This window comes from Mediterraneibacter sp. ICN-202921 (genome assembly GCF_037890075.1).
Classification (GTDB): domain Bacteria; phylum Bacillota; class Clostridia; order Lachnospirales; family Lachnospiraceae; genus Mediterraneibacter; species Mediterraneibacter massiliensis.
In genome coordinates this window covers 1-21,533 of the sequence record NZ_JBBKBE010000008.1, presented here as the reverse complement: position 1 = coordinate 21,533, position 21,533 = coordinate 1, and the positions used below count along the sequence as shown (strand labels likewise).

At 36.4% G+C, this 21,533-nt stretch carries 23 protein-coding genes; 19 read left to right on the top strand and 4 right to left on the bottom strand.

Annotation, left to right across the window (positions count from 1 at the left end; genetic code table 11):
* The 15 genes from WKT01_RS08225 (at window position 1) to WKT01_RS08155 (ending at window position 14,575) form a co-directional block, all read left to right on the top strand.
* Complete coding sequence (locus tag WKT01_RS08225) at window positions 1–738, top strand: response regulator transcription factor (RefSeq protein WP_340311974.1); 738 nt, start codon at window positions 1–3, stop codon at window positions 736–738.
* A gap of 390 nt (window positions 739–1,128) precedes the next feature.
* Window positions 1,129–1,560, top strand: coding sequence for a sigma factor-like helix-turn-helix DNA-binding protein (locus WKT01_RS08220; RefSeq protein ID WP_340311972.1), 432 nt, complete (start codon window positions 1,129–1,131; stop codon window positions 1,558–1,560).
* Between the two features lie 575 nt (window positions 1,561–2,135).
* The gene (locus tag WKT01_RS08215) at window positions 2,136–4,109 is read left to right on the top strand and encodes an ATP-dependent DNA helicase (RefSeq protein WP_340311970.1); all 1,974 of its coding nucleotides are present in this window, start codon (window positions 2,136–2,138) and stop codon (window positions 4,107–4,109) included.
* A 179-nt stretch (window positions 4,110–4,288) separates the two neighbouring features.
* Complete coding sequence (locus WKT01_RS08210; protein ID WP_340311969.1) at window positions 4,289–5,407, top strand: tyrosine-type recombinase/integrase; 1,119 nt, start codon at window positions 4,289–4,291, stop codon at window positions 5,405–5,407.
* Between the two features lie 18 nt (window positions 5,408–5,425).
* Entirely contained in the window at window positions 5,426–7,402 is a 1,977-nt protein-coding gene (locus WKT01_RS08205; RefSeq protein WP_340311967.1) for a tyrosine-type recombinase/integrase, read from the top strand.
* Entirely contained in the window at window positions 7,399–8,892 is a 1,494-nt protein-coding gene (locus tag WKT01_RS08200; RefSeq protein ID WP_340311965.1) for a tyrosine-type recombinase/integrase, read from the top strand. The genes WKT01_RS08205 and WKT01_RS08200 overlap by 4 nt, the downstream gene beginning before the upstream one ends.
* Complete coding sequence (locus WKT01_RS08195; RefSeq protein ID WP_340311964.1) at window positions 8,882–9,304, top strand: DUF6262 family protein; 423 nt, start codon at window positions 8,882–8,884, stop codon at window positions 9,302–9,304. Before WKT01_RS08200 ends, WKT01_RS08195 begins: the two co-directional genes overlap by 11 nt.
* A gap of 27 nt (window positions 9,305–9,331) precedes the next feature.
* Complete coding sequence (locus WKT01_RS08190; RefSeq protein WP_340311962.1) at window positions 9,332–9,703, top strand: DUF6262 family protein; 372 nt, start codon at window positions 9,332–9,334, stop codon at window positions 9,701–9,703.
* A gap of 112 nt (window positions 9,704–9,815) precedes the next feature.
* The gene (locus WKT01_RS13760; protein ID WP_445299689.1) at window positions 9,816–10,001 is read left to right on the top strand and encodes a Flp1 family type IVb pilin; all 186 of its coding nucleotides are present in this window, start codon (window positions 9,816–9,818) and stop codon (window positions 9,999–10,001) included.
* A 1-nt stretch (window position 10,002) separates the two neighbouring features.
* Window positions 10,003–11,373, top strand: coding sequence for a DUF5702 domain-containing protein (locus WKT01_RS08180; protein ID WP_117974697.1), 1,371 nt, complete (start codon window positions 10,003–10,005; stop codon window positions 11,371–11,373).
* A 93-nt stretch (window positions 11,374–11,466) separates the two neighbouring features.
* On the top strand, window positions 11,467–12,273 hold the full coding sequence (locus WKT01_RS08175; RefSeq protein ID WP_117974695.1) for a pilus assembly protein: 807 nt from the start codon (window positions 11,467–11,469) through the stop codon (window positions 12,271–12,273).
* Window positions 12,261–12,692: a prepilin peptidase gene (locus WKT01_RS08170; protein ID WP_117974693.1), complete on the top strand. Its 432-nt coding sequence runs from the start codon at window positions 12,261–12,263 to the stop codon at window positions 12,690–12,692. Before WKT01_RS08175 ends, WKT01_RS08170 begins: the two co-directional genes overlap by 13 nt.
* A complete protein-coding gene (locus tag WKT01_RS08165) occupies window positions 12,679–13,080 on the top strand; it encodes a TadE family protein (protein WP_117974691.1) in 402 nt (133 codons plus the stop codon). The genes WKT01_RS08170 and WKT01_RS08165 overlap by 14 nt, the downstream gene beginning before the upstream one ends.
* Entirely contained in the window at window positions 13,077–13,850 is a 774-nt protein-coding gene (locus tag WKT01_RS08160; RefSeq protein WP_117974689.1) for a DUF6382 domain-containing protein, read from the top strand. Before WKT01_RS08165 ends, WKT01_RS08160 begins: the two co-directional genes overlap by 4 nt.
* A 128-nt stretch (window positions 13,851–13,978) precedes the next feature.
* Window positions 13,979–14,575 carry a rhomboid family intramembrane serine protease gene (locus WKT01_RS08155; protein ID WP_117974687.1) on the top strand — a complete coding sequence of 199 codons (597 nt, stop codon included), beginning with the start codon at window positions 13,979–13,981 and terminating at the stop codon, window positions 14,573–14,575.
* Here the strand turns inward: WKT01_RS08155 and WKT01_RS08150 are convergent.
* On the bottom strand, window positions 14,568–15,299 hold the full coding sequence (locus WKT01_RS08150; protein ID WP_059067142.1) for a sensor histidine kinase: 732 nt from the start codon (window positions 15,297–15,299) through the stop codon (window positions 14,568–14,570). The genes WKT01_RS08155 and WKT01_RS08150 overlap by 8 nt on opposite strands.
* 181 nt (window positions 15,300–15,480) lie before the next feature.
* Between WKT01_RS08150 and WKT01_RS08145 the strand changes: the two genes are divergently transcribed.
* Together WKT01_RS08145 and WKT01_RS08140 are read left to right on the top strand one after the other, a co-directional pair.
* Window positions 15,481–15,888 (top strand): HIT family protein, encoded by a 408-nt coding sequence (locus tag WKT01_RS08145; RefSeq protein ID WP_117974685.1) that lies wholly within the window; start codon window positions 15,481–15,483, stop codon window positions 15,886–15,888.
* Window positions 15,889–15,901: 13 nt separating this feature from the next.
* Window positions 15,902–16,447 (top strand): RNA polymerase sigma factor, encoded by a 546-nt coding sequence (locus tag WKT01_RS08140; RefSeq protein ID WP_340311958.1) that lies wholly within the window; start codon window positions 15,902–15,904, stop codon window positions 16,445–16,447.
* 67 nt (window positions 16,448–16,514) lie between these two features.
* On the opposite strand, the gene WKT01_RS08135 is transcribed toward WKT01_RS08140, so the two are convergent.
* Window positions 16,515–17,585, bottom strand: coding sequence for an undecaprenyldiphospho-muramoylpentapeptide beta-N-acetylglucosaminyltransferase (locus WKT01_RS08135; protein ID WP_117974683.1), 1,071 nt, complete (start codon window positions 17,583–17,585; stop codon window positions 16,515–16,517).
* Between the two features lie 284 nt (window positions 17,586–17,869).
* Between WKT01_RS08135 and WKT01_RS08130 the strand changes: the two genes are divergently transcribed.
* The gene (locus tag WKT01_RS08130; protein ID WP_340311955.1) at window positions 17,870–18,766 is read left to right on the top strand and encodes a DUF4367 domain-containing protein; all 897 of its coding nucleotides are present in this window, start codon (window positions 17,870–17,872) and stop codon (window positions 18,764–18,766) included.
* A gap of 172 nt (window positions 18,767–18,938) precedes the next feature.
* On the top strand, window positions 18,939–19,355 hold the full coding sequence (locus WKT01_RS08125) for a DUF6147 family protein (protein WP_340311954.1): 417 nt from the start codon (window positions 18,939–18,941) through the stop codon (window positions 19,353–19,355).
* A 417-nt stretch (window positions 19,356–19,772) separates the two neighbouring features.
* Here the strand turns inward: WKT01_RS08125 and WKT01_RS08120 are convergent, their stop codons facing one another.
* Both WKT01_RS08120 and WKT01_RS08115 read right to left on the bottom strand, forming a co-directional pair.
* On the bottom strand, window positions 19,773–20,480 hold the full coding sequence (locus WKT01_RS08120; protein WP_117974678.1) for an MgtC/SapB family protein: 708 nt from the start codon (window positions 20,478–20,480) through the stop codon (window positions 19,773–19,775).
* A 185-nt stretch (window positions 20,481–20,665) separates the two neighbouring features.
* A complete protein-coding gene (locus tag WKT01_RS08115) occupies window positions 20,666–21,247 on the bottom strand; it encodes a 50S ribosomal protein L25/general stress protein Ctc (protein ID WP_340311953.1) in 582 nt (193 codons plus the stop codon).
* Window positions 21,248–21,533: the final 286 nt, after the last annotated feature.

Genomic DNA, 21,533 nt, shown 5'->3' with positions numbered 1-21,533 from the left:
ATGAATCAGAGAATATTACATGTGAGAATAGGTGTGAAGGAAAACAAAATTATAGTGATTGAAGATGAGAGTGGATTGCCATGGGGAAACATGACCTTGTTGGAACAACAGGCAGAGCTTTATCAGGCAAAAAATATTCAGGATGCCCTTTCCCATTTGACTGTATTCTCGTATCATTTGATTCTGATTGCAGTAAAACAAGAACCAGAAATGATATGTCAGCTTGTAGAAACGATCAGAAAGCTTGTGATAACACCTATGATAGTTTTATTACCGGAACATCCTGAGACACGAAATAAAATCATTCAGTCTGGTGCGGATGTCGTATTGATTCAGCCATATACAGCAGAAGAAATCAGCCTACAGGCGTATGTATTGATTCGGCGTTATACAGAATGGAAATCTAAAAGAAACGAGGATCTGCATATTCTGATTGGACAATTGGAGATTTTTCCATTTCAAAGAACGGTAGAATGGGATCATAACAGAGTCCCGGTTGTAAAAAGAGAGTTTGATTTTTTGTATTTGTTAGCGTCTACACCGGGAAGAGTGTATACATATGGGCAGATTTATCAGCTGGTGTGGCAGGAGTACCCACATGGAGATATTACAAATATTATTTACTGTATGGTACATCGATTGAAACGGAAATTGAAACAAATTGATGTAAATGCAGAGCATATAATCATTAGCGTGAAAGAGGTTGGATATTGTTTAAAAGTATATAACGAATCATAAAGGGCAGGTTTCTGAAAAATGGAACCTGTTTTTTATATGGCGGAATCTGCTTGTAACTGCAATAGAAAAGAAATGATAGAAAAACTGACAGTTACTTGACAGACAACTGACAGTCCGCTGACAGATTGATTTTGTATACTACTTCTTTATGTAAAGAATGGGATTCGTTCCATGACATAAAGGAGCAGTGTATGTGCCGGAAAGAGCTACAAAAGGGAAAAACCTAACTTCATATCGAGCGTTTGGTGGTGTCGCAATTCAAAACAGGATTGCGGCATCTTTCTTTTTGTGGAGAAAATTCCGGCTAACACAGCCTTTTTCTTGTGGGAAGGCAAGGTCACCGCCACTCCGATTTGATTTCAAAAAAATTCAGATCGGAGGAAAAGAAAGGTGACATTTCATAAAGCAAAAGAAGAGTATAAATGGAAACAGTGGAAGGAACAGGAAGAGCGGATTTTGCGAAAATCCGGTGTCAGTGAAGAGGTGATCCAAAAAATCCGGGAATTGGACTGGCAGGATTTTAATGCAGAGCGGAGATTTTGGGAACATTTTTCTTCCAACCAGGAAGAACTGTATACGCAAAAGACGGAAAAAGAACCTTCAGTTGTACTGAATATCCAACAGCTGCTTGACAGTATTGAGAACGAACAGCTCTTACACATTTTGATGGAAACAGATAAGAAAACATTGCAGATTTTACTGCTGAAGATGTGGGGGTTCTCTGTGCGTGAGATTGCAGGTCAGATGGGGATGCCGGAAAAGACGATTTATACACGAGTGGAGCGGTTAAAGAAAAAAATTAAAAAAGTTTTGAAGAAGTGAAGAAAAATGGAGGCTCTCATCGGCTCTATATATGAAAGGGGTAATAGCCCTTCGTTCCTTGACAACCGCATACCAGCATTACAGGTACGTTCCCAAAGATAGAAGCGTGACAGCGTAAGCGCCAGGACGGATGGGAAGAAACACTACAGGACTTTTACGGAACTGTTTGGTCAGAGACTATGACAAATATTTTCATAGAAGAACTGTCGGTGTTTGTTCTCATTTTGAGCGAATCCTTACAGCTGTGAATGGACTTTTGCAGGTCTTTCGCCAGGATCATCGGAGGGGGATAATGATACGAATTTCTTCCCAAAAGGAAGATGATGGACTCCAAGTTGTAATCAGCAAGACTTTCAGGAAATCTGCGAGCGGTGCGAAGCGAAGCATCCGCCTGTAATGTTCCCAGCCATAGATATGGTGCGGCAGCCGGGGAGTCGAGGACAAATACGGTGCCAAAGAAAAAAGAAATGATAAGAAATCAAAAAAGAGTGTGTCGTTGATATCAGATATATGCGGCTGTGGGAGATTCCACAGCCGTATCCTTGTGGTATTAACGCCATGCGGAAAGAAGTACTATGTTTTATAAAGTTGAATATCAAAAAAGAGCGCATCAGGAAATAGAGAAAATCTTCCGGGTGTTCTTTCCTGAACAGGGATTGGCAGTCCGGGAAGAGCAGATCCGTTTATGCCATGAAATGCTGGATACTCTGCTGGAAGGTGAGATTGCCTTGTGTGACGCAGGGGTGGGGATTGGAAAGACCTATGCCTATCTGGTAGCCTGCGTATTATTGCGGAAATATTCCATGTTGATAGGGAGAAGGAATCCGTTGGAGCAGCGTCCGGTGGTGGCGTCTACTTCCAGCATCGCATTGCAGAAAGCCATCTTGACGGAGTACATTCCATTTTTATCCAGGGTGTTGCTGGAACAAGGGATCATTCAGTCCCCTCTTCGGGCAGTGGTACGAAAAGGGAAGGAACACTTTGTCTGCGACAGCAGGCTGGAAGAACGAATGGAAGCAATCCGCCACAAGCAGAAGAATGCGGCACAAAAAGAAGCGTTATTATCCTTGCGAAAACAGTATGATATGGATACGGTAAAGGACTTGAGTGGATTTGACAGAAGGCTGGTCTGTGTGCCGAAATTCTGTCCAAGGGAATGTCCGGGCAGGCAGATGTGCCGCTATCAGAGATATTTAGAAGAATCCAGGAAACAGGATGTGTTCCTTCAAATCTGTAATCACAATTATTTACTGGCAGATGCGTATCACAGAGCGGAAGGGTACAAGCCTTTATTGTCTGATTATCGGACCTTGATTGTAGACGAAGCCCATAAGTTACCGGAAGCGGCCAAGCAGATGTTCGGGAAAAACCTGTGTATGGATGATATAAAGGAAATGGCATATTATCTGGAACGGGAGCATCAGAAAGAAGAGGCAAGAATCCTGCGGACAGTGCTGGGGGAGGCGCTGCGTGTTGTGGGAGAAGAACAGCGGATTGGAAAAGGACTCCGGGAAACATTCCGTCATACAACCGATAGTGTGGTTTCCCTGTGGGAGGGAGTAGAAATGTTGGAATTCCTTTTGGAAAAGTTGGAACGAAGTGTTCCAAAGTGGATCAGGAACCGGCTGGAAGAAGCCAAGGATGTGCTGGAGTGTTTTTGCAGCAGCGATGAGAAATATGTCCGCTATCTGTATCTGGATAAAGAACAGCTTCCTATTTTGTGCGCAGCCAGCCGGGAAATCCCGGAATTACTTCGGAAGATGTTATGGGACAGAGAAGAAGGCGTGTCTGCCATCTTAACCAGCGGAACGCTGAAAGCCGGAACAGGATTTTTGCGCACCCGGCAGATCACCGGGCTGGAAGAAAGGACAGGAGTACAGGAGTATGTGGCAGAATCCCCCTTTTCCTACGAAAAGAATTGTCTGCTATACCTGCCCAAAACGCTGGAGCATTGCAGGAGAGGAAGCCGGGAAGAGGCAGTGATGGTAGCAAACCATATCCATTCCCTGATCTGTTCTACTTACGGACATACGCTGGTACTGTTTACTTCTTATACACTAATGGGAAGTGTGTACCAGATTTTAAGAGACAGTCTGCCCTTTCCCATGGTGGAAGTATGGAGGCACTCCCAGGAGGAAATCCTGCGGTTTAAGACGATGGAGAATGGAGTGCTGTTTGCAGCAGGCTCCTGCTGGGAAGGGGTGGACTTTCCGGGAGATATGGTATCTTCGCTGATTATTGTGAAATTGCCTTTTGCAGTACCAGATCCTATCAGTGAAGCAGAGAAAGAAACGTATGACTCCTTGGAAGCCTATATTCAATCTATCATTGTGCCGGATATGCAGAAGAAACTGCGGCAGGGATTTGGACGTGCCATCCGGACAGAAACCGATACCTGTGTGGTGTCTATCTTAGATATCCGGGCGGTGAAAGGTGGTAAGTATCATGAAGAGGTAATGTGTGCGCTTCCGTCTTGCCCGATAGCAGAAGAGTTGGGAGAAGTACAGGATTTTATCCGCAGCCGGAAAGGTGTGGAGTATTATCTGTAACAGGAAAAGTTTCTTTCCAGCCTTGTTGGTTGTGCTTATTTTCCGGATATGTATAAGGGAAAAGTTTAGTACAGTTTTCTGGACGGTTTTGGAGGGATTGTTGGTATTGCTGAATAGCTATTCGAGCATGAAGTGGGTATAATGTGTATAGCGTTAAAGAGTTGGAAGGAGGTGCAGAGATGGCAAAATATATAATGGATATGCAGATTGATAAAAAGGAAGAATTCTATTTTATCCGGGAAAAAGAGAGTCATGATATTGTATATTTACCTTCCAAGTATTTAATGCATAAGAAACGGTCAAAGTTATCACCGAATACCATACGAAGGAGTGCCTTCATACTATCCTATTATTTAAACTTTATGGATGAACTGGAATTGCATTTGGATGATATCTATCAGATGAATTACATGGAACAGCATGAACATTTTACAGATTTTCTGATCTGGTTACAAGCAGGTGAGCATAGTAGGGAAGATTACTCAAAACTTCCGAACAATGAAACGTGCAATGCATACTTAAAAGAGGTATTCCGGTTCTATACTTTTATGGATCAGGAAAACAAGCAGTCAGAAAGTCTAAAGGTGCTGTCGGATGCACAGATGATTGTAAGAAATTCGATAGGTCTTAAAAGAGTGCTAAACCGAAAGAGCTTTCGAGGGTATTTAAAAGAAAAAGGACATCAAGGAAAAACCATTGAGCAGGACAAGATTGTAGGCTTGTTGCAGGAATGTGCAAACAGCCGCGATCAGGTTCTGCTTTTATTATTAGCAGAAACGGGATTTCGAATAGGGGAACTCTTAGGCGTCCGATATGCAGAAGATATAGATTATGAGAAACATATCATTTATGTCAACTTCCGAGAAGATAATGAAAATAGGGCAAGAGCAAAAAATGCGGAGTTCCGCAGAGCAAAAATCAGTGATGCAACCTTTGATATTTTAATGTTCTATATAGAAGATTACAAAGAACTGATCTTAGGGCAGGAATACCTGTTTATCAATGTCTCAGGCGACTATGTCGGACAACCCTTTAAAGGAAGCGGAGTATATGCAATGCTGCGCAGGCTGGAAAGAAAGACTGGAATTAAAGCATCACCTCATATGCTTCGACACTATTTCGCAAATGCAAGACGAAAAGATGGCTGGAAATTAGAAATGATCAGCCAGGCACTCGGACATCGGAATATCGAGACGACCATGAAATATTTAAATATAACAGAGGATGAACTAATAGAAGTCAGCGATGCATTTTACAATAAGCATCAGGCAATGTATGGAGTTCAGAATTTGTTATAAAAAAGAGGAGGCGATTAAGTGTCTGTAATTCGATTGCTGCAAGCAGAATGCCAGGAAGAGATACAGCATCTTCATAGGCAGCTTATGTCAGGCGGAATATTGCAGAGAGAATTATGGGAAGAAGCAGAGAAATTCCTTATCCAAAGAGAAATTTATGATGTGATTTTAGCAGAAGAACAAGATTTGCGGGAATACAAACAAAGTTTGTTGGATAGTGGGAATTATACGAAAAAGCAGGTGAAAGAGCAGTCATCCGCATTACGGAAGATACAGAAGTATTGGATAGAAACAGAATATGGAGAACTGCTATCAGAAATCCGAGAATGTCAAGTGTCAGATGAAGCATTGAAGGGAAACATCAAACGGTTCCTAATCCGGCAAGGAATACATCATATCAAAGAGATTGATTATACGGTACGAAGTCATTATGAAGCAGAATTGCAAAAAATGTGGGATGAAGCGAGTGTGATGAGATACTTAAAGGTCTTTGATCATATCAAGCAGTATAGTATCCAAAAAGAAATAGAAAGTCTGCCAGGAAAAATCGAATACCGGAGAAAATATCAAGCACAGGTTGTATTCCTGTCATACTTACCAGATTTGGAGTTGGTTAAGGATTTTGAATATGTCCGAGATAAACAGGAACTGGTGTGGGATTTTTCAAGAAGAGCATCTGAAAAATTAAAAAAGCAGGTTTTCTTACTACTGAATCATATCCTAGATAATTTGTATCGAGACGATCCCAAAGAGAGAAGGGTTCGCTATTTACTGCCATTACACTGGTTATATGATTTTTGTGTGGAGGAAGAGATTGATGATCTGGAAGGATTGGAATTAGAACAGATCCAGCGATTTGAGAAAATCGTGGAACAGAAAGTGGTCAATGTGAAAAATTCTATGCAGATTATTGATAATAGTCGGAAAATCTTATTTTTAACAGCACCAGAAATTCATTGGCACGCTAATGTGTGGTATATGGAACGATTTCACCTGTCAGAAGATCGGCTTAACCCAAGTAATCCGGTACAGCGATTGAGTTTTATAGAAGTTACCAACAAAAAGAACAGGGACCTGTTACAGGAATATGCAAAATATCATGTTGGAATTGGTGGACTGACGATAGCAAATATCCGAGGACAACTATATGAGGTGAAAAGACTTCTGGAATATTTTAAGGAAGAAGAATCCATATGTCAGGTAGATAAAAATCAATTGGAAACTTATTTTCAGGAACTGGAAGATAAGGATACCAAAGATGATACATTCAATAAAAGAATTGTGCATTATTTGAAATTTTATCAGTTTTTAACTGTCCGAGGATATATGAAGGAGATACCTTTTAAACCGGAGTATTATCTGAAAAAAACGTATCCAGAACATCATGACAGAACGGTAGAAGAACAAGTTTATATGGAAATTCTGCATAAACTGTATGCATTTCCACTGGTCTCAAGGTTGATATTTTTACATTTATGGTGTACCGGACTGAGAATCAGTGAAGTGTGTACGTTAAAAGGAGATGCTTATTACTGGGATGGAGAAGATGCATGGCTAAAAGTTTATCAGATCAAGATGAAGGCAGATAAAATGATACCGATACCGCTTGTGATGTATAGAATCATGCGTAAGTATATTGAACAGGAACATATTTGTCCGAAAGACTACATCTTTAAAGGAAAGAATGGTGGAGCATACCGTATAGGAACATTCCGACAGGAATTTCAGCAGCACTGTGATAAGAATGGGATTGCGGATGGAGATTATATTTTCAAATCCCATGATTATAGACATACGTTGGCAACTCAATTTTATGATGAGGATGTTTCTATACAGACAATCCGAGATTATTTAGGACATTTTTCAGAAGAGATGACAAAACAGTATGTGGACTTCATGCCAAAGAGAATTGAAAAAGCAAGTGATACATACTTTAAGAAACCAGAAAATGATTTGGCTTCTACCATTGAAGTTAAGAAGCGTGGTGACAGAAAGTGAAAAAAAGAATTTACATATATGAGATGGATTGCTACAAGGCAGCATCCGAAGATCAGTTGCAGAGAATGCGTATCAGTCCGGTACGATATTTTAATTTGGAAGGGTTGCCATCCGAAGAACTTGCCGAAAAGTTGGAAGAATTTATATGGGAAAGAGGGAAAATGCTCGCTCCGTCCAGCATGGCAAGTGAAGTGACCTATTATAATAATATTCGGAAATTTCTGATTGATCGGAAAATACAAAGCCTAGATTCCAGAGAAGAAGAAAAAATCATCCTTATGCTAAAAGGTTGGATGTTGGAACGAGGATATGCTTTATCAAGCAAAAAATACCGTCCAGCATATGACAAGGTAGGGATTGAAAGTCCTGGCATTGTGAGACATATGAAAAAAATCTTGAAGTTTCTGGAAGAAGAGGATGACAGGGACGAACAAGAAAAAGACATCTGGACTCTTAAAAATTTCGATTTTCCTATTCAAGGAAATCCAATTTTGAATACAGAAACAATTAACTTTACTAAAATTGTACAGCCAGATATCCGAGAAGAAGTAAAAAAAGTAATTTTTATGCATTTGAAATATTCTCCTTTAGGAACGATTCACAGTGAAATGACTGCGGTAAAAAGGTTCGCAAAATTTCTTAAAAGAAAATATTTGGACATTCAATCGCTGCAGGAGCTGGAACGGATGCATATAGAAGAATATTTGATATATCTTCAAACGGAAGCACATGACCGGAAAAATTATAGATCTGACCTATATGCACTACGAAGGGTAATAGAAGATGTTGGGAATTTATACGAACGACAGCACATGGGTGAGTTATTTCTGAGTAATGACTTTCCAAGTACACCAAGGCATGTATTCAAATTTTACTCCGATGCAGAAATCAAAAGATTAAATGAACACATTTTTAAAATGGATGAGCAGATATGCAGAGCATTAATTATCCACCAATTATTGGGAACGAGGATTTCAGATACGCTGACCTTAAAGACAGACTGCTTAAGTATGCGGAACAATCGGTATTTTATAAGGATTGATCAGGTGAAGTCAGTCACCTATGAAAAAGCTATCAGTAAAGAAGTGGCACAACTGATTATGAAAGCAATTGATTATACAAAGGAGCGGTACGGAGAAACAACCTACATTTTTGTAAAGAAAGATGATCCAACAAGACCTTATCAGTATAGCATGATTCAAAATCAGATTATGACAATGATTCGCCAGGAAGATATCCGGGATGATAATGGAGAGTTACTGAAGTTTGGAACTCATATTTTCCGACATTGCTATGGAAAGAAATTGACAGAAATGCATGTGGACGATTGGATGATAGCCAAGTTACTGGGGCATACCTCTATATATTCGGTACACCATTACCGGAAAATAGGAAATAAACTGATGGCGGATGAAACGAGAGCTGCAAGAGAAAAAATGGATATGATCCTATTAGATATCATAGAAGGATGGGATGATTATGAAATATGATAAGATGGTAGAAATTACGCAGGCTGAGAGCCAAAGAAAGATGGAAATTGCAAGGAAGGCTATCGAAGAGATGTTAAGTAATATGGAGCGTGTGACTGTCGCAGGATTGGTTCGTAAAACAGGTTTATCAAGAGGATTTTTTTATAAGAACCCACTGATTAGAGAAGAACTAGATAACGCAATAAAAAACCAAGGTGCTTGCTATAATCCGAGACAAGTGATTATCGATAAAGCTATGAATAATACGCTTATGATTTTAAAAAGTGAAATTCGAAAGGTAAAGGCGCAGAATGAAGAATTACAGCTGAAAAATCAGGAATTATGTGAGCAAAATGAGTGCCTAAATAAGGAAGTAGAAAATCTGAAAAAGCAACTGGGAAGAAAAGAAATCGGATTATTAAAGAAACTATAACGGCTATGAGAGAAAGGATGAAATCTAATGAAATATGATAAAATAGTAGCTATAAATCAAGAAAAGAGCAAGAAAAAAGCAGACATAGCAATTACTCAAATTCAAAAGATGCTTGAAAATCAAGAGAGGATAACTGTGGAAACACTTAGGAAACGTACTGGTTTTGCAAAATCTTTCTTTTATAGAAATCAAGAAGTGCGGAGAGCGTTAGAAAATGCTAGAAGCAAACAGCAAATGCCATGTAACAGCATGGAAGTGATAAGAGCAATCGAAGCGGAAGATGAGATAATAAATTTAAAAATTCAAATTACAAAATTAAAGAGTGAAAAACAGAAGCTGTTGGAAGAAAATGAGAGACTTAGGCAGAAACTGAGAGAGTTAAGCCAAATGGGTAATTAGTAATTAGAAATCTATAATATAAGAAAATTAAAGAAGAAAATAATCAAGGCAGTGGGCTACAATTTGAGTCTACTGCTTTTGTATATATAAATAAGCTGAAAAAGTACGATAAATGCACAGAAGAAACAGTTTACATAGAGTGCGTATGAGGAAGAAAAGGCTTGTACTAAGGGGTATCAGCAAGGGGGCTAAATTTATAGTCATTATTATAGCACTTTTATTAATTTTTAAATCACAGCTTATCAGTCTGATTAATACAATATTTGATAAGGTGACGAGTGAAAGTGCAGGAATCTGATATGTTTAAGGGAGAAATAACTGCCTTTTTAAGTCTGATATTTGTATTTCTTATTTCATTTGTCATGGGAACAATGGAAGCGGCAGTTATACAGCAGCAAAAGAGTCAGAGTAGATTAGATACGGATGCGGCATTGTATTCTGTTTTTGGAGAATATCAGAAAGAGCTTTTTGAAGAATATCAGATTTTTGGATTAGAAGGGAGTTATGAAACTGGAGATTTTTCAGAGCAGGCTATGATAAATCGCTTACATTATTATGGGACGGAAAATATACACCATGAAGTAGAAGGGATTCAATTTCTGACAGATAACAAAGGACAGGCTTTTAGAGAGCAGGTAATTACATATATGGAACAAAAGAATGGAATAGCAGCGGTAAAAGAAATTATAGATATAGCAGAAACATGGGAAGAACAGGAGATAGAAGGAGAAAAAGCGGGCAAAAAAGAAGAAAATCTATTAAATGATTATCAGGAATTGTTTCCGGAAGGAGAAGCGATTCCTGATCTAGGGGATGAAAATCCCTTTGTCTGTATAGAAGAAATAAATAAATCTGGCATTTTGGTTATGGTACTTCCTGAAGAATTTTCGCTGTCAGGAAAAAATGTGGATTTAAGTATTATGTCGTCTTACAGAGGATTAATGACAGGAAAGGGAAAATTTCCGGCAAGGCAAAATATGAACGGGATAGAAGAAAAACTGCTTTTTTCTGAGTATATATTGGAAAAATTTCAAAATGCAATGTCGGAGGAAGAAAAAGACCGTTCTCTATCTTATGAAATAGAATATATTTTGTCCGGAAAGGAAAGCGATGAGAAAAATCTGGAGAGCATTGTACAGAAAATTTTTCTTATACGGTTGGGTATTAATTATTTATATTTACTTACAGATACCGGGAAACAGGCGGAAGCGGCAGCCCTGGCATTGACAATCTCAACATTGTTATCGATTCCTTGGGCAGAAGAAGCTGTAAAACAATTAATTTTGATTGCCTGGGCAGCGGGGGAAAGCATTATAGATTTAAGAACAATATTATCCGGTGGAAGAGTTGCTCTTGTAAAAACGGCAGAAAATTGGCAGCTGTCTTTATCAGGTCTGATGACTTTGGGGACAGATTCGGATTCTTTGGAAGGTGCAGATTCTAAAGAGGGTTTTTCTTATGAAGATTATCTGAGAGTACTTCTTTTTTTACAGGACAGTGGAGAAAGCGCCATAAGATGTCTTGACCGAATAGAACAAAATTTAATTTATGAATGTGATCTTGCTTTTTTTCGCTTAGATTTTTGTATTACTAAAATAAAATTAAGAAACCAAGCCAGGGTTGGCGGAAATTTTACATATGATTTTCCGGTATATTTTGGTTATGAATAAAAAGCAGAAAAATGCCTTTGGTCCTGACACAGATACCCTTTCCTTTTATCATCCCCCAATGAAAACATTAATCTTAAGAAAGGAGAAGCTGTGATGTACAAACAATCGAATAGAAATAGAATGATATCCAATCCGCAATCAGAAAGGGTATCTGTGTCAGGACCAAAGGCAAATGTGACGATCGAAGCAGCCTTTGCAATTCCATTTTTTTTATTTGCATTTTTATGTCTTGTTTATTTAATGGAAATCCAGGCAATCAAAGCAAGTATTCATTTTGCGGCGTTGAATGCAGGAAAAAGTGCAGCAGAGGAAGTAGCAGTATATAATAATTTTCATCCGGCAAGTTTTCAGGCAGATCTGATAAATTTAATTGGTGCAGAACGAATAGACAGAAGTTTGATCGAAGGGGGAAGCAGCGGGATTTCTTGCACAGGATCTTATATATCATCGCATAATAAAGAAATACATATTCAATTAAAATATAAAGTCAGGCTTCCATTTCCTTCTTTTGGAAATCCTTCTGGTAAATTTACAGAGAAACTACGAGTAAAAGGATGGACAGGATATGAAAAAGGGCAGTTTGATCAGGAAGATGATACGATCGTATATATTACAGATACAGGATCGGTTTATCATGAAGATTATCAGTGTTCCTATCTGCAGCTTTCCATAAAATTTGTACCCTATACGGGAGTATCTGAACTGAGAAATAAAGATGGAGGTAAATATTATAAGTGTGAAAAATGTGTACATGGAGATACATACACGGGGGTATATATAACAGAAAGTGGAAATAAGTATCATAATTCTATTCAATGCAGCGGTTTAAAAAGATCGATCCGTGCAATTAAAAAATCAGAAGCAGGAGGTAAAGGAGGGTGTTCCAGATGTACGAAATAAGTCAAGGTATATGTTTTATATATTTATTAATTTTATCATTTATAGATATAAAAAGCAGAAAAATTCCTGTATGGACTTTGATCATAGGAATGATGTTATCCGTTATTTTTCAGTATATGACCGGAAATACAGATTATATTTTAGTCGTCTTAGGAGGCATAATAGGAGCAGTATTTATTATAACAAGTAAAGCGACAAAAGAAAAGTTTGGATACGGGGACAGTATTTTAATTTTTATACTTGGAATTTTTCTGGGATTTTGGAATATACTGTATCTGCTTTTTATAGCGTTTTTTGTATCTGCTGTGTATTCCATTATCCTTCTTAGTATATTTAGGAAGGGGAAAAAAGAAAGTTTTCCGTTTATTCCCTTTCTGGCAATAGGATATTTAGGAGGAGTATTATTTGGAAAGTTTTAGAAAAAAGGGGAGAAAGAACAGTGTAACAGGAATTACGAGTATACAGATGGCATATATCATGCCAGCCTTTTTCTTCCTTTTTATATTGATCCTTCATACAGTTTTTTATTTCCACGATAAAATTATATTAAATGGTGCGGCATGTGAAACAGCTGTTTTGGGAGCACAATTGGAAAGAAAACAGGATGAAACGGAAAAAACAAATCTAGAACAATTTTTTAGAGAGAGAACGGAAAAAAAGCTAATACTATTTTCAGAATATACGATATCTATAGGTAAGACAAATAGCGAAATAACCGTGAAAGCAGAAGCTAAAAAAAATAAAATGAAACTTAAGATTGAACAAAAGGCAAGGATAATGAAAACAGAAAAGAGGTTGCGGAATTGAAAACGACTTTAGAAAAAGAATGGGACAGATCATATCTCCATATTGATATAGAAGAAGAATTTCAAGAGAATTATCAGCTTCAGATGATAAGAAAAAATAAAATACCGGGAATATTGAAGATGAAGGGTATGGAATTTGATAAAGGGAGCAGATATACGTTTACGATCAGCGGAATGCAGACAATAAATCAGATCTATGAAAGAAAAAATATAAAAAAAGAGGATATTCTAAAATTTGTATTTTCTTTGATAACAGTGACTGATACTTTGAAAAAATATCTTCTGAACCCGGATTGTTTATTAGTGAGTCCGGAATATGTATATGTAATGGAGGAAAAATATTCGTTTTGTTATCTTCCGGTAAAGCAAAAGATATTGAGCGAGTCTTTTCATGAGATGACAGAGTATTTTGTAAAAAATTTAGATTATGAGGAGACGGAAAGTATTTTTCTTGCCTATGAATTACATAAAGCGACTTTGCAGGAAAATTATAATTTGGAACAAATAATAAAGAATTACGAAGAACAGGAAAAGGATAGAATGAATGAAATAGAAGAATTAAAAGAAGGAAGGGGAAGGTTTACAGAAGATAATGTATTTATAGAAGAAGATATATATAAGCTGAATAAAGATATAGAAACAATTCGTGAAATAGGAGGATGGAAGAAACCATGGCGAAAAGCAGCAGACAAAATTAGAAAAAAACGCTGGGGAAATTGGGATGATCTGATCCTGGAGACAGATGGACAAGAACAGGATCCTCAATTATAATAGAAAGAGTATACCTATCCGGGCATCCACAATACATGCCTTGCAGGCAGGTGTGCTGCGCATGGTAAGGTATATTATAGATAGTATGTTAGAAGCTTTATAAAATAAAGCAGAAAAGAGGAACCGCTTTGAACAAAAATCAAAAAGCAGTCTGTACTACGGGTCTTATCATCGTAAATATTGCGGTATTTCTGTTACTTACATTATTCGGAAGAACAGAGGATGCAGCATTTATGTTAGATCATGGAGCTATGTATGAACCATATATTATAGAAGGACATGAATATTATAGGATTTTTACAAGTTTATTTCTGCATTTTGGAATCAATCATCTTTTAAACAATATGGTAATATTAGGGGCAATTGGATGGAATCTAGAAATGGAAGTTGGAAGAATAAGATTCCTTATCATTTATTTTATAAGCGGAATTGGAGGAAATCTTGTATCCTTATATTTTAATATTTTACAGGAAACAAATGTGGTTTCCGCAGGAGCGTCCGGTGCAATCTTTGGTCTTATGGGGGCTTTGCTCTATATAGTTATTATAAATAGAGGAAGAGTAGGGAGACTGACCGGACGAGGGATGCTCTTTATGGTCATATTGAGTTTATATTTTGGCGCAACAAGTTCAGGTGTTGATAATTTTGCACATTTTGGAGGATTAGTATTTGGTTTTTTAACGGCGGTCTGCTTATATTATAAAAGAAAGAAATGTGCTAAATAGGAAGTTTAATTGTAAAAGTTGTTTCTTTTCCCGGAATAGATTCTACAGAAATCGTCCCATTGTGGGCTTCGATTATCCTTTTGGAAAGGGGAAGTCCTAATCCTGTGCCATCTTCTTTTGAAGTCATAAAAGGTGAAAATATATTGTCTATATTGTCATCCGAAATACCACATCCATTATCTTTACATTGAATAAGTAGAGTGTCTTTTTTTCGTTCTGCGGATAGTGTGATACTACCTTTTTTATCTACAGCTTCTTTTGCATTTTTCAAAACATTTAAAAAAACTTCTTCTAATTTTACCTTATCACCGGTAAAATCACCGAGAGGTGATGAGATGGAAGAAGAAAATTCTATAGGAGAATCTTCAGAATCTAGAGAAATAGCAAAAGAAACAGCAATATTTTTTAATAATTTTTCTATTGAAAAAACTGAATGGTGAAGCTGATGTCCATTATTAAAAGAAGAAAGTTCACTGAGCAAATTACACATAAACGTAATATCTTCCATAGTCTGCTTCCAGTGAGAGTACTGCTTAACTTCGGGATGCTGAATTTCCATAACCTGTAATGAAGAAGATACCAGAGTAAGAGGATTACGGATTTCATGTGCAATAGAGGATACTGTGGTTTGATAATTTTCTAAAAGCTGGCTGATGATCTGTTTTGCATCTTTATTGTTTTCCATCAACTGATTCATTTTATTAATATCTATGTTATGAAGCATGTATAAACCTCTCTTTCAATTTTGATATATTTTAGTCTATCACGATGAAATATGGTGTTCAATAAAATCAACATGACATGTTTCGACAAACGCAGGAAAGAAAATATAAATGAAAAATCTTCTCTTTTTACAGAAAATAGTCTATACTACTATATAAATAAATTGGGAAAGAGGTCTTATTATGAAAGATAATAATTGCATTTTTTGTAAACTTGCTTCCGGAGAAATACCATCAGCTACTATTTATGAAGATGAAGATTTCAGAGTGATTCTTGATTTAAGTCCGGCATCGAAAGGGCATGCACTTATTATACCCAAAGATCACTATAGAAATTTATATGATTTAGATAATGAATTAGCTTCTAAGGTGTTTATTTTAGCAAAAACAATGATCCGGAAGATGACAGATATTTTAGGATGTGACGGATATAATATTGTTCAAAATAATGAGGAAGCAGCAGGACAGACGGTATTTCATTTTCATATGCATCTAATTCCAAGATATAAAGGAGATAATGTCGGTATTGGGTGGAAAATGGGTGAATTATCAGAAGCGGACAAAAAAGAAATTTTAGAAAAAATAAAGTAAATTCGGAGAAAGAATGTTGACAGGCAATCATGAATTTGATGAGATTTACAATAAGTATAAGAATCTCATTCTTAAGGTAGCGTATAAGTATTCAGGAGATTACAATGCGGCGGAAGATATTGCACAGAACACATTCCTTCAGTTATACATACATTATCATAATATGGAAAAGAAGAACATTTCTTCGTGGTTATATACAACGGCTAAGAACGATGCTTTGAATTACAAGAGGAAAATAGTAAGAGAAGTTTATGAAAATGAAGATGATACAGTCAGTATATTAGAACAAGTAAGAGAGAGTACAGAAGATGAATATATGAAAGAGGTGCTTGAATCAGATCGTAAAGAACTTCATGAATTTATATTTCTGGCATTAATGGAAAAGAATCAACGGTGGTATGAAGCCATTATGCTGGCATGTTATATGAAAATTCCACAAGCTGAGATTGCAGAAAAGATGGGGATAAGTGTTGAAGTTCTGCATAGTATTTTACATAGAGCCAGAGAATGGATCAAGAAAAATTTTGAAGTAGAATATAAGGAACTAAATCGGTTTTGACAAATACTGAATGTAAGATATGCCCAAAAATCGAACATTTTACATTCAGTATTCGTGAATTATTATATTATGATTTTAGACTGACTTCTTCGATAAGATCAATGATCGTGTGAATGGAATCCTGCTGATCAGAATTTTGCATAGCATCTATAAATGCATTTTGATTGTTGTAAAGCTCTTGAACAGAATCTAATAGGGTTTTTGCAGAAAGATTTTCTTCTTCAAGCACCATACTGAATCCTTGACGTTCAAAAGAGTGCGCATTTAGTATCTGATCTCCACGGCTGGCATTTGCAGATAAAGGAATCAAGAGATTTGGTTTTCTTAGTGCAAGTAATTCACAAATAGCGTTGGCACCGGCTCTGGAAATAACGATATCAGCAAGTGCGAATATGTCACGCAGTTCATTTTTTATATATTCAAATTGGCAGTATCCTTTTGTATGAGAAAGGGAATCATCCAGTTTTCCTTTTCCGCATAGGTGGATAACCTGAAATTTTTTCAGAAGTTCTGGAAGAGACTGGCGTACCGCTGTATTGACAATTACAGAGCCAAGACTTCCTCCGATTACAAGGATTACTGGTTTATCAGAAGAAAAACCACATAGATCCATAGCTGCGATTTTATTTCCGGATAGCAGTTCCTGTCGAATGGGAGAGCCAGTCAGAATAGCTTTTTCTTTCGGAAGTGCTTCTAATGTTTCTGGGAAATTACAGCATACTTTGGCAGCAGAGGGAATTGAAATTTTATTGGCAAGTCCTGGGGTCATATCTGATTCATGTATAATTACAGGGATTTTATTTTTTTTCCCTGCAAGTACAACCGGAACAGAGACAAAACCACCTTTAGAAAAGATAATATTAGGCTTTAATTTTTTTATAAGAGACTTGGCTTCACCAAAACCTTTTAGTACACGAAATGGGTCAGTAAAATTTTGTACACTGAAATAACGCCGGAGTTTTCCGGAGGAAATGCCGTGATAAGGGATTCCAAAAGGTTCTATCAACTCTTTTTCAATTCCTGTATAAGAACCTATGTATTGAATATCATAACCCAACTCTTTAAGTTTGGGAATCAGGGCGATATTCGGAGTAACATGACCGGCTGTCCCTCCACCGGTAAGAATAATACGTTTCATAATGAAAACCTCCAAATTTAAAATAATCATATAGACAATAGGGCATATATCTGATAAAACCAATTCAGGTTATCTGCGAGATTTGATATGGATCAGGTAACTGTAGAACAGAGAATTTTTATTACTGCATATTCTCGCAGAGTATATAGTTAGATAATAATGGATACAAATTTATTGCTCATTATATAATAGAAAAGGAAAGCACTGCTCCATTAGATATATTTTCATATTAACCTTATTTAATAAAAAGTCAAGGAGAAATAAATATAAAAAGAGGCAGATGAATGAATAAATATAAAAAATTATCACTGCAGAAAGAAATAGAGAAAGAGGCGAAGAAAATAGAAAAGGAAGTATCAGAGGATCCGGCTTTAAAAGGTATACAAGTTTCGGATGAATTTGATGCAGCATTTTTAAAAAAAATAGAAGAGTATGAGAAGAAAAGGGCAGAGAAAGAGAATAGAACAGTTATTCATGCAGATGATACGGAATTTGCAGGAGAACTTATGCCTGAGCCAGATAAACTGCTTGCAGAGAAAAATAACAAAAAATATTTTACAAAAGATAATAAAGATATCTCAGATACTGTTACCATTTATCGAAGAAAAAAGAAAAAGTATCTATTTATAGCGTTTGCAGCTGTGCTGATACTTGTTTTGGGAAGTGGACTTACAAGTATAGGAAGTAAATCGTATTGGAAAGTACTGTGGGAAAGAGCTGTAGGTGATGAAAAAGCGGCAGTTATAAATGTGGAAGATATGGAGGTACAAAAAACAGAAGATGTAGAAGAAATAGATGCATTTAAGGATATTGATAAAGAGCTTGGAATATCAATAGTAAGATTATTTTATAAACCGCAGGGAATGGTATTAGAAAATTATAATTTAGATATAGAGCAAGGCAGAGCACAATTATTCTATAAATATAATGATAAAATCATAAAATATTCGATTTATTTAAATGATGAGGATTCATCTTTAAGTCAAAAAAAATTAGATGAATTGATAAATGAATATAGTATAGAAAATGGAGATAAGAAAATCCAAGTTGAGGAATATAAAAAGGATAATGAATTTAGATATATAGCTAATTTTCAATATCGCGGAATTCATTATCAGTTGAAAGGAGTCATGGAAAAAGAAGAATTTGAAAAAATCATAAAAAATTTAAGATTTTTATAAAATATCGCGTAAGTTTTTAGAACTTCAGTTGTTTACTTATTAAGAAGAACAAATTAGGACAAATAAGTAATACAAATGAGGTGGAAAAGTGAAAAAAAGAATTTTATCTATTGTAAGTAGTGTTATTGTGTTATGCTTTGTATTTACAGTATCTATCTTAGATGTACAAGCTATGGATAATGAAGTAATACAAGTAGATGGTTCGTATCTGACCACGCAAGAAACTTCTATAGGAAAAAGTCCTTCAGATCTACTTAGAGGTGAGTATCTGATGGACGGAGAGTGTTCCATTACTAAAGCAGGGAGAAATCGTATATATGTATATGCGGCGACAACAGCAGATAGTTATGTTGATTATATCGCAGTAGATATTTATGTGGATCAATATAACGAAGAAACAGGAAATTGGGAGCAGATTGATGCGTGGTATGTAGAAGACACAGATAATTACTTTGTGGCGACTTCAAAATCGATTATAGTAGAACGTGGATACTATTATAGAGTACATGCAGAACACTTTGCTGGTATGAAAGATGAGTATCCTTATGAAGAGACAACATCTTATACTGACGGTATCTTAGTCCCATAATTTTTCTAAGATTAAAACGCCCCTTCTCTTGAGTTTTGAAAGCAGATGCTGTGATGCAGCGTAACAGGAACTATTAACCATTGATTATAGAAAACCTGTACCGAGAAAACACCACAAACTATACGCAAGTTACAGCGTCTGCTTTCAGAATTCAAGGGAAGGGGCTTTTCATTTGTTCTATTCTTTTGACAGACATACTTGTCTCATCAGTTATTCCTTGTGTAATTGCCTGGCATATCTACCATATGGTATATGTAGAAAAGTGGAAACTAAAAGAAAGTCCATATTGTTCCGCTGGTTTTAATAGTCCAAGATTTTCTTTTTGGATCAAATCCAATAGATTAATAGGGAGGCATTGTTGGTATCGTTTTTTAACGATAGTAAGAACCAATTGTAATTGAGGCATATCAATTTATATTAAGATAGTTCCCTGACATATTCAACGCCTTTTATAGTGTAAAGGCTTTTTAATACGTCTTGATGATTTGTTCTTTTAAGGAGACCTAGGGAAAAGATAAGTGTTCCCAGTTCTTTTTTTAAACTCTTTACATTACCTCTTTGTATATCAAATAATTCAAAGCCCTGTTTTTCCACAAATTCAGATAAAGTACGTATAGAAAAAGATGAATCATATTCTAAATAGATTTCCATACTTTTTGCGTGCTGCTTAATGTAAATATCAATTCTCTTTAGGCTTACAAGCACAAAAACAATAAACAAGCACCCAACAATAGAGCCAACATAAAATCCAACGCCTACTGCTAATCCGAGTCCAGCGGCAACCCAAAGCCCTGCGGCAGTTGTTAGTCCGCGTATTTCATCTTTTCTTGTAACGATGATTGTACCGGCTCCTAAGAAACCAATCCCACTGACTACTTGCGCACCAAGACGAGTAGGGTCGGTTCCCGGGATAATACTGGAAATGTATTGATTTGTAAGCATAATCAAAGTAGAACCCGAACATACTAATACATATGTCATAAAGCCGGCGGGACGGTTTCTGAGTCCACGTTCTGTTCCAATGATTCCGCCTATTAAAACAGATAAAGCAAGCCGTATAATTACAGAAAGCAAGGAAATCTCCTGCAGCAGGCTGACAGTTTTTGCAATTTCACGTGTATTCAAACTTAGCTTTCCTCCTGTATAAATAGATATTTTGTTGTGTTTACTACAGAAATCAATCTCTGCGTAAAAGCCAGGAATATATGTTTTTTATCATATATGAAAAGAGCTTGTACTATCTGTACCAATGATGGCGAGACGGTCCAAGCTCTTTAACTGTTCATTTTGCTGTGATCATTACAAGCCGTTTATGCGTTTGTGACTTTTTGTTCTGCATCTTTTTTGACTGTGTACTTTTTATCACTGATCCTAAGGATGATGTCCTTTTTATCAACTTGTAAGTCGATTTTTTCATTCATCAGTTCCGGAATATCGTCAACAGTTATAACAGTACCTACGCTCATTCCGTCAACATCAACAGTGATTGTATCGATCATATCTTCAGGGAAAGAAGAATAGGGGATTTCCAGCAACATACTTTCCAGCATTTCTGTAATTTTCTCTGTATTTTTCAGAATGATATGGATTACACTATTGACCTTTTCATCTACCTTCAGAGCCTGAAAACTTATATGAAGGATTTCATTATTTAGTGTATTTATAGTTTTTTCTTTGATTTGTACGGGGATTATCTGACCATCGAGGTCAAGTTTTAATTTACTGCCTTCCCGCTTATTACGAATTAATCTACGGGCAGTTCTCTCGTCTATCTGAATGGAGATAGACTCTGGCAGAGATTTGCCAAATACACTTCCCGGAACCAATCCAATCTGTCTCATTTTTTTCGCTTTTACGGTGAAATCTCGCTTTTGAACATAAATATTTTCCATTGTCCATTTCCTCCTTATAATTTGAAATTTTATATTAAATGCACCCTTGATCGGTACGTTTAATACCATAAAGCAGTTTTTTAAATATCCAAAATCATTTTTTGACAGATAGAATAAGCACTAAGTTAGTATAAAATAAAAAAGAAGAACTCTTCATATAACGCTGGTCAGCGTAATACCAAAAGCCCTTCTTTAAGACGGTTCTTTTTAATATTTAAATGTTTTATTTACAATAGCACACTTTATTAGAAAAAGCAAGTTAAGCTCAGGAGTTTGACAAACCAGT

Excerpts from the sequence above, each read along its gene's own strand:
- WKT01_RS08225 (WP_340311974.1), top strand. The coding sequence starts at position 1 with ATGAATCAGAGAATATTACATGTGAGAATAGGTGTGAAGGAAAACAAA.
- WKT01_RS08215 (WP_340311970.1), top strand. The coding sequence starts at position 2,136 with ATGTTTTATAAAGTTGAATATCAAAAAAGAGCGCATCAGGAAATAGAG.
- WKT01_RS08210 (WP_340311969.1), top strand. The coding sequence starts at position 4,289 with ATGGCAAAATATATAATGGATATGCAGATTGATAAAAAGGAAGAATTC.
- WKT01_RS08195 (WP_340311964.1), top strand. The coding sequence starts at position 8,882 with ATGAAATATGATAAGATGGTAGAAATTACGCAGGCTGAGAGCCAAAGA.
- WKT01_RS08190 (WP_340311962.1), top strand. The coding sequence starts at position 9,332 with ATGAAATATGATAAAATAGTAGCTATAAATCAAGAAAAGAGCAAGAAA.
- WKT01_RS13760 (WP_445299689.1), top strand. The coding sequence starts at position 9,816 with ATGCACAGAAGAAACAGTTTACATAGAGTGCGTATGAGGAAGAAAAGG.
- WKT01_RS08180 (WP_117974697.1), top strand. The coding sequence starts at position 10,003 with ATGTTTAAGGGAGAAATAACTGCCTTTTTAAGTCTGATATTTGTATTT.
- WKT01_RS08175 (WP_117974695.1), top strand. The coding sequence starts at position 11,467 with ATGTACAAACAATCGAATAGAAATAGAATGATATCCAATCCGCAATCA.
- WKT01_RS08170 (WP_117974693.1), top strand. The coding sequence starts at position 12,261 with ATGTACGAAATAAGTCAAGGTATATGTTTTATATATTTATTAATTTTA.
- WKT01_RS08150 (WP_059067142.1), bottom strand. The coding sequence starts at position 15,299 with ATGCTTCATAACATAGATATTAATAAAATGAATCAGTTGATGGAAAAC.
- WKT01_RS08145 (WP_117974685.1), top strand. The coding sequence starts at position 15,481 with ATGAAAGATAATAATTGCATTTTTTGTAAACTTGCTTCCGGAGAAATA.
- WKT01_RS08140 (WP_340311958.1), top strand. The coding sequence starts at position 15,902 with ATGTTGACAGGCAATCATGAATTTGATGAGATTTACAATAAGTATAAG.
- WKT01_RS08135 (WP_117974683.1), bottom strand. The coding sequence starts at position 17,585 with ATGAAACGTATTATTCTTACCGGTGGAGGGACAGCCGGTCATGTTACT.
- WKT01_RS08130 (WP_340311955.1), top strand. The coding sequence starts at position 17,870 with ATGAATAAATATAAAAAATTATCACTGCAGAAAGAAATAGAGAAAGAG.
- WKT01_RS08125 (WP_340311954.1), top strand. The coding sequence starts at position 18,939 with ATGGATAATGAAGTAATACAAGTAGATGGTTCGTATCTGACCACGCAA.
- WKT01_RS08115 (WP_340311953.1), bottom strand. The coding sequence starts at position 21,247 with ATGGAAAATATTTATGTTCAAAAGCGAGATTTCACCGTAAAAGCGAAA.